The sequence below is a fragment of the Micromonospora solifontis genome (assembly GCF_003725545.1).
In the GTDB taxonomy this organism is placed as follows: domain Bacteria; phylum Actinomycetota; class Actinomycetes; order Mycobacteriales; family Micromonosporaceae; genus Micromonospora; species Micromonospora solifontis.
In genome coordinates this window covers 1-13,240 of sequence record NZ_RJLN01000002.1, presented here as the reverse complement: position 1 = coordinate 13,240, position 13,240 = coordinate 1, and the positions used below count along the sequence as shown (strand labels likewise).

Annotated in this window: 10 protein-coding genes; all 10 read right to left on the bottom strand. The window is 73.4% G+C overall.

Annotated elements, in window-relative coordinates; translation table 11 throughout:
* Nucleotides 1–37 precede the first annotated feature (37 nt).
* Nucleotides 38–2,854, bottom strand: coding sequence for a stealth family protein (locus tag EFE23_RS00910; RefSeq protein WP_233600803.1), 2,817 nt, complete (start codon nucleotides 2,852–2,854; stop codon nucleotides 38–40).
* 17 nt (nucleotides 2,855–2,871) lie between these two features.
* Nucleotides 2,872–3,858, bottom strand: a complete 987-nt coding sequence (locus tag EFE23_RS00905; RefSeq protein ID WP_123238932.1) for a hypothetical protein — start codon at nucleotides 3,856–3,858, stop codon at nucleotides 2,872–2,874.
* Nucleotides 3,855–5,651, bottom strand: a complete 1,797-nt coding sequence (locus EFE23_RS00900; protein ID WP_123238931.1) for a stealth family protein — start codon at nucleotides 5,649–5,651, stop codon at nucleotides 3,855–3,857. The genes EFE23_RS00905 and EFE23_RS00900 overlap by 4 nt, the downstream gene beginning before the upstream one ends.
* A gap of 371 nt (nucleotides 5,652–6,022) precedes the next feature.
* Nucleotides 6,023–8,077 carry a DUF6541 family protein gene (locus tag EFE23_RS00895; RefSeq protein ID WP_123238930.1) on the bottom strand — a complete coding sequence of 685 codons (2,055 nt, stop codon included), beginning with the start codon at nucleotides 8,075–8,077 and terminating at the stop codon, nucleotides 6,023–6,025.
* Nucleotides 8,078–8,296: 219 nt separating this feature from the next.
* Nucleotides 8,297–8,953, bottom strand: coding sequence for a hypothetical protein (locus EFE23_RS00890; protein ID WP_123238929.1), 657 nt, complete (start codon nucleotides 8,951–8,953; stop codon nucleotides 8,297–8,299).
* A gap of 206 nt (nucleotides 8,954–9,159) precedes the next feature.
* Complete coding sequence (locus EFE23_RS00885; RefSeq protein WP_123238928.1) at nucleotides 9,160–9,939, bottom strand: anti-sigma factor family protein; 780 nt, start codon at nucleotides 9,937–9,939, stop codon at nucleotides 9,160–9,162.
* On the bottom strand, nucleotides 9,936–10,631 hold the full coding sequence (locus tag EFE23_RS00880) for a sigma-70 family RNA polymerase sigma factor (RefSeq protein WP_123238927.1): 696 nt from the start codon (nucleotides 10,629–10,631) through the stop codon (nucleotides 9,936–9,938). Before EFE23_RS00880 ends, EFE23_RS00885 begins: the two co-directional genes overlap by 4 nt.
* Before the next feature lie 83 nt (nucleotides 10,632–10,714).
* On the bottom strand, nucleotides 10,715–11,572 hold the full coding sequence (locus EFE23_RS00875) for a spermidine synthase (RefSeq protein ID WP_123238926.1): 858 nt from the start codon (nucleotides 11,570–11,572) through the stop codon (nucleotides 10,715–10,717).
* Entirely contained in the window at nucleotides 11,572–12,531 is a 960-nt protein-coding gene (locus tag EFE23_RS00870) for a hypothetical protein (RefSeq protein ID WP_123238925.1), read from the bottom strand. The genes EFE23_RS00875 and EFE23_RS00870 overlap by 1 nt, the downstream gene beginning before the upstream one ends.
* 10 nt (nucleotides 12,532–12,541) lie before the next feature.
* Nucleotides 12,542–13,240: SbcC/MukB-like Walker B domain-containing protein (locus EFE23_RS00865; RefSeq protein ID WP_305034340.1), on the bottom strand; the 699-nt coding region annotated here is incomplete at its 5' end.

Genomic DNA, 13,240 nt, shown 5'->3' with positions numbered 1-13,240 from the left:
CACCGGGATTGACCGGTGCCCGGGGGCCTCGATCCGCTCAGCGGGCCCGGTTGCGGGCGCTGCCCCGCTCGAACTGACTGGCCACCGGGAAGTAGCTCTCCAGGAAGGTCATGACCGTCCGGCCCTGCTCCTCGGCGTCGAGCTTGCCGTGATGGGTGTCGTTCAGGCAGAACGAGTCGTAGCCCCGGGTGGTCAGGATCTGGGTCAGCTGCGGATGCTCCAGCGGCTCACCGGTGTTCACGTAACTCATCCGGATGCTGCCCGGCACGGCGCGCCCGGTGAGGTAGCCGAAGTAGTGGTGCAGCGAGGAGGCGACCGAGACGTCGGAGTGGGCCCGCAGCTGGGACGCGGCGGTGAGCTTCACCTCGTCGGCGAACTGCCGGTCCAGGTCGTGGGCGACGCTGCGGCGCATCGGGTACGGGGCGTGCAGCAGGCCGTGGGTCAGCGTACGACCGTAGGCGTTCCGGATCAGCCGACGGTTGTTCTTCGCCGCGCTGAAGTTGAAGTCGTCCTCCTCCTCGACGTCGAGCATCGGGATCGGCGTCGGGGAGAGGAAGAACTTGCTCAGCCCGGTCGGGTGGAAGAACAGCGTCGGATTGACCGGACGGCCAAGGAAGAAGTCGTCGTTGAAGTAGACGAAGTGTTCGGCGAGGCCGTCGATGTGGTGCAGCTGCGACTCGATGGCGTGCGAGTTGAACGTGGGCAGGGTGCCGCGTCCGTCGAACAGCGCGCGGTGGTCCACGACGGTGATCCGGGGGTGGTCGGTGTCGAGCCAGGCCGGCGTCTGCCCGGCCGTCACCACGTAGATGTTGCGCGCCCACGGCGCGTACATGTCGATGGAGCGCAGCGAGTAGCGCAGCTCGTCGCGATCCCGGAACCGGGCCGAGCCGTCCGCCGCGGCGAGCGGCTCCCGGCCCAGCTCGGCGAGGACCTGGTTCTTGGCGGCGAGCCACCGCGGGTCGTCACCGTCCACCCAGGTGTAGACCACGTCGATCGGGAAGTCCAGGTCGGACACCAGCCGATGGGTGAAGGGCTCGATGGTCGGGTGTTCCCGTCCCCGCACGGTCAGGGTGGCCGGCGTCATGGCGGCCGTCGGGACGCTCGGGCCGAGCAGCGTGGTGCGGGTGGCGACCAGCGCCGAGCCGTCCGGCGACGGGGTCCAGAATTCCACGTCGCAGCCGAGCGCGGGCCCGTACCGCAGGGTCCGCGACGAGGAGACCACCGGCTGGAACAGCCGCAGGCCGGCGGCCTCGGCGGCCCGGCTCTCGGCGGCCAGGCACGCGGCCAGGGTCACCGCCGTGACCTTGGCGCCCGGGGCGAGGGTCTCGGCGTAGCAGGGCGCGGTGGCGAACTCCTCCGCCAGCGCGGCGAGCACCGCCTCGCGGTGCTCCAGGGCGACGACCACCCGGTGCCGGACGCCGTGGTCGCGCGCCACCCAGTAGGGGATGTCCCGCCGCCGGAGGAGATCGGTCACCGCCGCGAAATTGGCGTAGGCGGCATCGGCGGGCGTCAGGTCGTCCCGGACGACGCTCAGGCGACCGCCGGAGCGGACCAGCCCCGGGACGGTCTCCTGGATCCGTCCCTCGATGGCCGCCACGTCCGGCCCGCTGGTCACCTGGGAGGGACGGGGTGCGGCGGGAGCGAAGCCGGATCCGCCGGTGCGTCCGATCCATGCGGCGAGCCGGTCGGCACGCGCCTGCTCGGCGTCGGCGCGCGTGGCGATCAGCTCCTCGTAGAGCTGCTCCCAGCGCTCCGTGATCGGATCGATGCGGTAGTCCTCGGCGGCGCGCAGGGCGCTGGCCCCGAAGTCCTGCCGCAGGCGCTCGTCCGCGATGAGCTTCATCATCGCCTCGGCCAGCCCGTCGATGTCGCCCGAGCTGACCAGGAAACCGTTCTCACCGTGGGTGATGATCTCGGCGGGGCCGGTCTGGATGTCGTACGCCACCGCGGGCACGCCGGCCGCGAACGCCTCCAGCAGCACCAGCGGGAGCGCCTCCCCGTCGCGCGAGGAGAGCAGCGCGATGCTGGTCTTGGACCACTCCTCGACCATCCGGCTGCTCGGGCCGAGCACCTGGACGTTGTCCGTCAGGCCGAGGTCGGCGGCGAGGTTCCGCATCTCCGACAGCAGCGGACCGTCGCCGAAGATCCGCAGCGTCCAGTCCGGGTACGCGTCGGCGACCGTGCGGAACGCGCGGATGGCGTGGTCGATGCGCTTCTCCGGCACCATGCGACCCGCCACGCTGACGATCGGGTTGCGCAGGGTGGACCGGGGGCGGAACCCGTCGGGGATGCTGTTCGGGATGACCTCGATCCGCGGGCAGGACGAGGCGAAGGTGTCGACGAACCAGTCCCGGGTGCGGTCGGTGAGCACCACCAGCGCGTCCAGTCGGGGCGCGAACTGGAACAGCGGCTCGCCCGTCCCGCCCCGCAACTGCGACGGCCGGTGCTCCTGGTGCACCGTCACCACGGACGGCGGCGCCAGCGTGGTGGCCATGGCCATCAGCGCCGGCGAGGAGGAGACGAGCACATCGGTCTCGAGCGACCGCAGCGCCCGGTCGATCTCCAGGTCGGCCAGGCGGCTGCCCTGCTTCTCCCACCGGGCCGGCATCAACCGGCTGGGGCTGCGGTGCAGGGCGGCGTACGCCTCGCCGTCGACGTCCGTCGGCCGGGTCGGTCGCGGCGTCGGGCCGGTCAGGTCGACGAGGTACCGCATCCGTACCCGCTTGTCGGCCTGGAAGAAGCTCTCGTGGCTGGTGCGGTAGACGCTGATGACCTCGACCGTGTGCCGCCGCGCGAGATGGTCGGCCTGGGTGAGGATGGCGCGCTCCGTGCCGCCCATGGCGTCCGCGGTCAACAGGAGGAATGTGATCTTCAACTCGGTGTCCCCGTGAAACGTGTGAAGCGGAGGCAGGCGACCGCCAGGTTGCCCGCCGCGGTGTAGTAGGGGCGGTAACCGACGAACTGGTCGCCGTGCAGGGGCAGGACGGCCCGGCTGACCCGCAGGACCGTACGCGGGTCGGTGAGGTCGTGCAGGAACCGGCCGAGCCGGACCATCCGGGTGGCGGAGGTGCGCACCCAGGCTTCCCAGATGACCTCCTCACCCGGCTGGTCCGGCACCAGTTCGGCGAGGGGTACGACGAACTCGAACTGCTCGCCGGCCGGCTCGACGGGCACGATGACGTCGGTGCCACCGCCGCGCGGCGTGAAGACCACCACCGGCGCGTCCTGCGGCCGTACGCCGACGAACCGGGCCCGGATCCGGGCGTCCACGCGGCCGGTCGCGAGCTTGACCACCTCGGCCCTGGCCCGCGCGCCGGTGACGGTGAGCTGCGCGAGACCGTTGCCGCCGCGGCCCGGCCGGTACAGCCACCCGGACACCGGGTGCGGCGGGTTGGCCACGGTCGGGCCGTCCCGGTCGGCGGCCTCGTCGACCCGCAGGGAGAAGTGGCGCTCGCCTTCGGCGCCGGCGGCCACCGCGAGCCCCACCGACCAGGTGCCCTTGTCCAGCGGAACCTCGTCGGCGTCGGCGCCGAGGCGGGCCACCGCCGCCACGGCGAGCCGGTCGCCCTCCGGGCGGAGCGTCGCCGGGCAGCGGAGCGTCTGGCCCTCGCGCACGAAGAAGAGCTCGGCCCGGTCGGCCGGTTCCACGCCGGCCGGCAGCACCGCGTGCACGTGCAGCGTGCGCCCGTCGAGTACGGCGAAGAAGTCGCAGTCGGCCGGCGGCAGTCCGGCGATCGAGTCGTGGCGTAGCCGGGTTACCCGCTCGACGAGCCGGTCGGTGACCAGACCGGCCCGGCGGCGGGCACCGTACATCGCCTGCAGCAGGCGGGGCTGCGTCAGGCGGTTGCCGGGGCTCATCGGACCCGCTCGGGTTGGTCGGTCACGCTGTCGGTTCCGCCCGCCGGCTGGCCGGGGACCGTGGCGGCCTCCGGGAGGTACGCCGCCGCCCGTGCCGTCGCCGTCATCCGCGCCCGTTCCGCCTCGACCTCGGCCGGGAGCTCGAACGGCGCCCGGAACGGGAAGTACGCCGACAGGAAGTCGGAGAGCATGGCGTGCTGTTCGGCGAGGGGCACCTCACCGGAGTCGGTGTCGTTGAGGCAGAACACGTCGCAGTGCCGCTTGGCCAGCAGGGTGGCGAGCTTCACCGGGGTGGACGGGTCGGCGAGGTCGGCGTACGTGTACCTGATCGACCCGGGCACCGCCTGACCCGACAGGAACGACCAGTAGTGCTGCAGCGAGGAGGGAATCGACAGGTCCCTGGGGTGCCGGAACTGGTGGCCGGCGGTGTCCAGCACCTCGGCCGGCAGCTGCCGCTCGATGTCCTCCAGCACGCTCCGCCGCAGCGGGTACGGGACGTGCCGCATCTTCTGCGTGATGGTGCGCCCGAACCGGTCCTCGATGTGCCGGCGGTTGTTCTTGCCGGCCGCGGTCACCGGTGCGTCGTGGACGGTCGCCGGGCCGACGTCCAGCTGGGCCGGCGACGGGAAGAACTTGGCGATGCCGTTCGCGTGGAAGAACGTCGTCGGGAGCAGCGGGCGCCCGAAGAGCATGTCGTCGTTGACGTAGATGAAGTGCTCGCTGAGGCCCGGGATGAGGTGCAGCCGGGACTCGATGGCGTGCGAGTTGAAGGTCGGCAGCCGGCCGGTGGCACCGAAGATCTCGCGGTGGCGCACCACCCGCACCATCGGGTGTTCGACGTCCAGCCACGGCGGGATCTGGTCGTCGGTCACCAGGTAGATCTGCCGGACCCAGGGTGCGAACGACACCACCGAGCGCAGGGAGTAGCGGAGTTCGTCGCGGCTGGCGTAGCGGGAGGCGTGCGCGCCGACGACGTTGATCTCGGCCGCTCCGTGCTCGCGCAGGGCGGCGTTCTTCCGGGTCTGCCAGTCGCTGTCGTCACCGTCCACCCAGGTGTAGACGACGTCGATGGGGAAGGTGACGTGCTCGTACCCGAGGCCGGCGAACTCGGCGCGGGTGCGGCAGGTGGCGGGCCCGCCGGCCGGCACGAAGCGGCTGAGCCGGGACGCCGGCACCTGCACCGTCTCGCCCGTCTCCGGCAGGGTCGCCGCGACCGGGTTCCCGCGTGGGGCCACGAGCTCCGTCCCCGGCCGGTCCGTCGGCGACACCGTCCGCCAGAACTCGACCTCGCAGGCGAAGGCGCTGCCGAGGACGGTGTGGCCGAACGGGTCGGTGACCGCGTGGAAGACCTGCGCGATCGCGTCGCGGTGCTCGGGGCCGACCTCGCGGCCGTCGGCGCCGATGTACCGCAGGGTCACGTCGTCGCCCGACGCGGCCCGCCGGAGCGCCTGGAGCACCTGCGCCTTGTGCCGGTGCGGCACGGCGATCGCGCTGCGCAGGTCGTCGGCGTGCCGGATGTGGAAGCTGTCGATGCCAGCGTCGTCGAGCACCCGGGTCACCAGGTCGACGTTGCGCTGCCGGACGGCCAGCGGGGTGGCCTCCTCGACGACCCGCGCCTGCACCTGGAGACCGCCGACGTCGCGGACCCGGCGAAGCTCACCGGGCGCGGTCCGGGGCCGGCGCGCGGCGACCCGGGTCAGCCGACGGACGAGCCAGAGCTGCCGCTCGGGCGGCACGAGTTGGATGAGCCGCTGGCGGTACGCCTTCGGCACCACACGGTACGCACGCACCATCAGCGTCGGCCGCCGTTCCGGCGCCCCGCCGCTTCACCCGCGATGCGTACGCACCCGCAGGCCGGACCACCCCGTACCGACCAGAAAAGGCCGGCGACCACCCTGCCTCCCACGCCTTGCCCTCGTTCCGTTCATGTGGACCGATGAAACGGTCGACGTCGTCACCTCGGTGCTACGGACATGCCGCATTCCACGGCCGGCTCGGCCGTGCAGCGGAAAGGTACCAGTGTGGTCGTGACCTGGACACCCGCTCCTCACCCTGGCGTTGCTGTCCGTTCGGACTACATCGGGCAAGCAATCTCATTCCCGATTTGCCCGTTCGTGGCTCGTCGGCCGGGGTCGCCGGCCCCGGGCCGGTCGTGAAGCGAATGTCACGGGGCGGACGAGCAGGCCCGGCCCGCGTCGGTGACCTGGTAGATCCGCACGTGGCCCTCCCGGTGGACCAGGGTCAGCCGCTCGCTGGCGTCGAGCCGCCGCTGCTGGTAGTTCGCATCCCAGCCCTGGTAGTCACGGCCGCCCACCACCAGGTACTCGATGCCGAACCGGCGCACCGTGCAGCCCTGGTTCCTCGGCGCCTTCTTGTTGTTGACCAGCCAGTTGAACGCCCGCCAACGGTCCGTGTAGTTGTTTCGCGCCGCCTTCTCCAGCGGCGGGATGCCGAACAGGGTGGGCGTGCCGTAGTCGGCGTAGGACCAGCTCATGAACTGCCGGTTCCGGTCGTACGCGACCACCTTGCCCGGCGGGGTGTGCTCGGCCAGCCAGGTGAAGGCCCGGGTGTACTCCGGCCCGACCGGCGCCCGCCGCACCATCTCCTTGCGCAGCGGACGCCACGTGTCCGACACCAGGGCGAGCGACGTCAGGCTCAGCACCACGACCGACGCCGCCACCGCGGCGGGTACGGCGGACCCCCGCAACGTACGGGCGCGGGCGACCAGCCGTACCAGCAGCCACTGGATGCCCAGCCCGAGAACGACCGCGCCCGCCACGGTGAGCACCCCGTAGACCGGGAAGATCATCGAACGGGGTCGTTCCGGATCGCCGTACCAGAGGCTGGCCAGGATCCGTGCGGGCGCCGAGCTGGAGGCGACGGTGAAGATCCCGATCAGCGTGAACACGACGCCGGCCAGCAGCCACGGCCGCGCCCAGCGCAGCTGCGGCAGCACCAGCGACAGCGGGGACGCGAGCAGGCAGGCCATGGTGCTCCAGAGACCGATCTGCACGGTCGGCACGCTGAGCTGGAAGCGGTCGTCACCCGGCAGCGGGTAGCCGAGCAGCACGTAGCGCTGCGGATCGGTGACCCAGAACTCGAACGCCTTGCCCCACTGCCCGAGCAGGATCGGCGGGTCACTAATCCGCTCACCGTTGGCCCCCAGGATGACCTCGAGCAGGGGCAGGAGCGGGACGAGGCCGGCGACCGCGGCCGCGCCCAGGCCCGCCGCGCCGCGGCGCCAGGTCAGCGCCCCCGGCACCAGCAGGAGCAGGCCGAACGCGAGCACGCCGACGAAGAGGACGTCGTACGAGTGCATCATCACGATGCCGGCGGAGGCGAGACCGGCCAGCAGTCCGAGCCGTACCGGGTGCGGGCCGCGCAGGGTGAGCGCGATCAGCAGGGCGACCCCACCGGCCAAGCAGGGCGCGGTCTGCTCGTTCACCCGGCCGGTGAGTAGCGAGGCCCACATCGGGCCCAGGAAGACCGGGGCGGTGGCCGCGGCGGCGGCGATCACCGGTCCCCCGCGGAGCACCCGGACCGCGGCGTAGATGCCGGCGACCAGGGCGAGCGGCCCGACGACGGTCGCCCACGCGGTCATCGTGGCGCTCAGCAACCCGCCGGACAGGTGGGTCGCCTGCGCCCAGGCGACGTTCTCCGCCAGGGGATAGAACTCGCAGGAGACGATCGGGTCGGTCGACCCGGAACTGCACACCGAGCTGATCTCGACGCTGTTGGCGTCGAGGATGCGCCGGGCCAGGTAGCCGTGGTTCATCGCGTCCCAGCCGGGAATGGCGACGAGCCGCCCCACCATCGCCCAGCCGTAGGCCACGCTGATCACCGAGGGCACGGCCACGCCGATCAGGTCCGCGCGGCGCGGCAGGACGGGCCGTACCCGGAACCGGGACGTCAGTGAGCGCCGGTCGCCCTCCTCGGCCGCGGGCTCGGCGGCCGGTGCCCGGCGGCCGACCGCCCGCCGGGCCACCAGCCGGGAGAGCAGGACCGCGGTGCCGGCGACGAGCAGCTCCACGACGAGCACCGCCGAGGCGCTGTCCGGCAGCCCGAGCGCGGGCAGCCACGCCATCGCCAGCGCGATCAGGCCGAGGGTCAGCGCGGGAGCGGCCGCCCAGACGGCCCACCGGTAGCGTCCCGGCGGGAGGGCGAAGCCGAGCAGAGCCCCGGGCACGATGGCCACGACCAGGGTGATGAGCGTCGTCAACAGGCGTTCCTTCCCCGTTCCGGCCGCACACAACGCGGTCGCGGCCGGAACAGTACCGGAACCTGTGCGTCCGGGTGGGGCGCAGGCCACCCGCGCGCCCCGGCGGGGAACCCCGCCCTCGTGGCGCGGTGGGACGCCGGTGTGCCGGGCGGTCCCGATCATGCCGGTGGCCGGCCGCGCCCTCCCCGGCTGCGACCGGCCACCGTGTCCCGCTTGGCGTCAGTAGGAGTAGCCGCCGCCGTCCGAGCCGCCCGAGTCGCCGGTGGCCGGCGGGGCGACCGCCTTCGGGGTGCCGGTCGGCACGCAGGTGAGGTTCTTCTTGCCGTTCTGGTCGACGACGAACCAGGTGCCGCCGACGCCCTGGCCCTTCCACTGGCCGGGCTTCTTGTCCCCGATGTAGCGGTAGACCGGCCAGCCGCCGATGGTGAGCTGCCGGGTGCCGTCCTGGCGGGTGACCGTGCCGACCTTCTCGTCCGCGACGCCCTGCAACTGCGCGTTGCCGTCGGTCAGCGCCGGCGGCCAGACCTGGGCGCACTTGTCGACGCAGTTGGACTGCGGCGGGTCGGCCGAGTCCTTGTCGAAGCGGTAGAGGACCCAGCCGTCCTGGTCGGTGACGACGTTGCCCATCCGGGGGACCTTCTTGCCGATCAGCTGGTCGGTGAGCTGCACGTCGGCCGGGGGAGCGCCCTTGTCGGCGCTGGGGGCGTCCGCGGTCGCGGAGGCCTCCGGCTCGGCCGCCGCGGTGGGTTCGGCCGCGGCGACGGCGACCGGCTCGGCCGCGCTCGAGTTCGCCCCGTCGTAGCCCGCGGGCGCGCAGGCCGTTAGTGCGACCATCGCGCTCGCGACGATGACGGTCGTCCGCTTCAGGTGTGCCACGTGCCCTCCTCTGTCTTGGCAGTTCGCCGAGTAGTACGGCTGCCGCGGCTGTCAAGGTTGAAGAGGAAAGGGTGGTCCATTTCACAGTGGACTCGTTGAACCGTTCCGGCCGCCGCCGCGTGGGGGGACACGTCGGGGCGTCCGCGTCCGGACATGCCGGAACGGCGCCGGGCGGTGTCGCTGCCCGGCGCCGGGGTTCCCGCGGATCAGAGGTCGGCCACCGTCACCAGCGGGGTGGCGATGCCGTTCGCGTCGACCGACTGCACCTGGATCTTCGCGATGTCGTCGCGGGCGGCGGCGGTGGACGCGGTCAGCTCCAAGGGCAGCTGGTTGGTGCTCGTCCCGTACCCGCCGCCCGGGACCGACCAGGTGGAGACCACCTCGCTGGTGTTGTTCTTCCGGACCACCAGCAGCCGGCAGGTACGCGGGCCGGGCAGCTTGGTGAGCCGCACGTTGATCTCGGTGCCGTACTCCTTGCCGACCAGGAACATGGTGGTGTTCACGCCGGTGCCCGGATCGGTGGCGTCGTGCTGCTCGCCCTCGACCCCGGCGGGGTCACCGATCCCCGGCCCTGACGACTTCGGCTCCGGCGCGGGCGCCGTGGTGGGCACGGTCGGCGCCGGGTCGGCCTGCTGGAACTGCCGGTCGTCGTGGAACACCGTGGCGAAGCCGACCCCGCTCAGCGCGCCGAAGGCCACCACGGCCGCCGCGGTGGCGAAGACCTGCCGCAGCCGGGTCCGCCGCCGGTCCCGGCGGACCGCCATCAACGTCCGGTCCAGCAGCGCGGGATCCGTGTGGGTCTGCTCCAGCGCCATCATCGTCTCGCCGTCGATGCCGGAGAGCAGCCCCACCACCGGGACCATCGTCTCCAGCTCCGCGGCGCACGCCCAGCAGGTCGCGAGGTGCTCCTCGAACCGCTCCGCGTCCTGCGTGTCCAGCACGCCGAGCGCGTACGCGGCCACGTCCATGTGATCTGCCCGGCTCATTCCGTCACCCCCCTTTCCTGCAGAGCCGTGCGCAGCGCGCGCAGCGCGTAGTAGACCCGCGACTTCGCGGTGCCGAGCGGAAGGCCCAGCTCCTCGGCCGCCTCGGGCACGGTACGCCCCCGGAAGTACGTGGCCACCAGGATCTCCCGGTGGGACTGGCTCAGCGTACGCAGCGCGTCGGCCACGGTCATGGTGCGCAGCACCCGGTCCGTGCTGTCCGCCTCGGCGAACGCGGTCAGGTCCCGGTCGTACGTCTCCGCCGGGCGGGCCTGCTCGCTGCGGTGCTCGTCGATGGCGATGCGCCGGGCCACCGTGACCAGCCACGGCCGCAACGAGCCCTGGCCCTGGGTGCCCAGCCGGTGCGCGTTGCGCCAGGCCCGCAGCAGCGTCTCCTGCACGATGTCCTCGGCGCGCTGCCGGTCACCGCCGGTCAGCCGCATCACGAACATCAGCAGCGGCCCCGCGTGCTCCGCGTAGAGCAGCCGGATCAGCTGGTCGGAGTGACTGGCCTCGGTGGACGCCGCGTGGCGCCCGGGCGCCGGTCGCGGCGTCACCGGGTCATTCTGGCGATCCCCGGGCCGGGCGTCGACCCCACGGCCCGACCTGGACGCGCGCGACTGGGGCTGCGCCCGGGCGAACATCCACTCGGGCCTCGCCACCTCGCCGTGCCAGCCGGCCGCCACCGCATGCATGCAGACCTCCGGGTGTCCAATGACATCAGCCGGCCCCCCACGGGCGTGGCCGCCCGGTGATACGGAGCGATCCGCCGAGCGGATCAACGCCGCACGGAAAAAATTCCGGGCGGCGGCGGGGTCGAGTCGGTGGCGTCGGCGTCGTGGACCACCGGGGCGCCCCCGGCGAACCGGTCCAACTCGTCACCAGCCAGCACCCGGCCGGGGAACCAGTCCCCGGCGGCGCGCCGGGTCAACTCCGGCACCGGCGGCTCGACCCGGGACGCGACCAGCACCAGGTTGCCGTAGCGCCGGCCGCGCAGCACCGCCGCGTCGCCGACCAGGCAGGCCCGGGGCAGCACCGTACGCACCGTGGCGACCTGGGCGCGGGCGTGTCGCAGCGGCGGACCGTCGGCGACGTTGGCCAGGTAGGACCCGCCGGGCCGGAGCACCCGGGCCACCTCCGCCGCGTATTCCACGGAGGTCAGGTGGGCCGGGGTGCGGGCGCCGGCGAACACGTCGGCCACCACCACGTCGTAGCTGGCGTCCCGGCTGGACGTCAGGGTGGCCCGGGCGTCCGCCACCCGGACCCGCAGCCGCGGGTCGCTCGGCCAGGGCAGCGCCCGGCGCACGAGTTCCACCAGCGCGCCGTCCACCTCGGACACCCGCTGGGTGGAGCCGGGGCGGGTCGCCGCCACGTACCGGGGCAGGGTCAGCGCGCCGCCGCCCAGGTGCAGCACCCGCAGCGGGGCACCGGGCGGGGCGACCAGGTCGAGCGCGGCGGCCAGCCGGCGGACGTACTCGAACTCCAGGTGCGTCGGATCGGTGAGGTCCACGTGCGACTGCGGGGCGCCGTCGAGCAGCAGCGTCCAGGAGCCCGCCCGGTCCGGGTCCGGCACCAGCTCGGCCCGCCCGGTGTCGACCTGCTCGACCACCCGGTCGGCGTCGCGCCGGCGGCCCATCAGCCGCGGCCCGCCCGGGCCGCGCCGGTCAGCACCCGGTGCAGCAGGCGGGCGTCGCCGAGCAGCCCGCGCAGCCGGCGTTCCAGGCCGGCGATCGGGATCAGGTTCTGCGGCGCGCGCGGGTCCTTGTACGGGCTGGAGGCGAACCGGGGGAGGGTGACCAGGGACAGGTCCGCCAGCCCGATCGCCTCGGCCTCGGTCAGCTCGGCCGAGCACTCCATCCGGACGATGCCCGCCCAGGGCGCCCCGCCGCTCACCGGCAGCCGCAGGTACCACGAGTAGCCGCCCCACGCGGTGCCCAGCCGGAACACCGGGCAGCGCTGGCCGGGCGCGAGCCCGGTGACCACCGCCGTGAGCCGGGCGTCGAGGTACTGGCTGTGCTGGGTCTTGATGTAGCCGAGGGTGCGGGGCAGGTTGCGGCGGCTGCGTAGCGGCCCGTCCACCACCAGCAGGTCGCCGTCGGTGCGTACCGCGTCGGAGACGGCCACCTCCAGCGCGGTCAGCGGCCCCTGCACCGCGGCCGGCAGCTTGCTCAGCTCACCGCTGCCGCCGACCCGGTGCACCGGGTAGCGGATCGCGCCGGCCACCACGTCCTGCGCGGACGGGCTGGCGGTGAAGAGGCCCCGGCCCACCCTCGCGCCGGCCAGTTCCGCCGCGCCGCGGTCCAGGTCGCAGCGGACCACCCCGGCCGCGTACGAGGCGGCGATGCCCGGGTACGAGCCACCGTCGTCCTCGGCCGTCCAGACGCTGGCGTCGATCCGGCGTACCCCGTCGACCAGCAGCACCACGTCCGGGGCGGCCAGGTCCGACCGGGGCCCGACGGCCCGCCAGTCGGCGGCCGGCAGCTCGACGTCGGCGTCGACCTGGGCGCTGCTCGGCGCCGCCGGCCCGCCCCCGCCGGCCGCCTCGAACGACGCCCCGTACGCCGGGTCCCACGCGTCGACGTAGAACCGGGTCACGTCGTACCCCTCACAGGCCGGTCCGTTCCACCCGGGCGGTACGGGCGTCCTTGCGGACCTCGAACCGGAGCGGGATCCGCTCGGCGAGCGCCGGCACGTGGGTGACCACGCCGACCATCCGGTCGCCCCGGGCGGCCAGATTTTCCAGGGTGGCCGCGACGGTGTCCAGGGTGGCCGCGTCGAGGGTGCCGAAACCCTCGTCCAGGACGATCGACTCCAGGCTGGCCGCCGTGGTGGACATCCCGGCGAGCTGCTCGGACAGCGCGAGGGCCAGCGCCAGTGACGCCTGGAACGTCTCCCCGCCCGAGAGCGTGCGGACGCCCCGACGCAGCCCGGCGTCGTGGTGGTCGACGACGAAGAACTCGCCCTTGTCGTGCACCAGGTCGTACTGGCCGTTGGAGAGCTCGCGCAGGATCCGCGATGCGCCGTCGACCAGCAGGTCCAACGCCTCGGCCAGCAGCCAGCGCTCGAAGTTGTTGGCCCGCAGGTGCCCCGCGAGGGCCCGGGCGACCCGGGCCTCGCGCTCGTGCCCGGCCCGCTGCTCGTGCAGCTCGGCGGCCTGCTCCCGGCGTTCCTCCAGCCGGCGCAGCTCCGCCTCGGCGCGCTCCACGGCCACCGCCGCGTCCCGCAGCGGGTCGTCGGCGGCGTCCAGCCCGGCGGCGGTGAAGAGCCCGGCGATCCGCTCCGCGACCTCGCCGGCCGCGGCCTC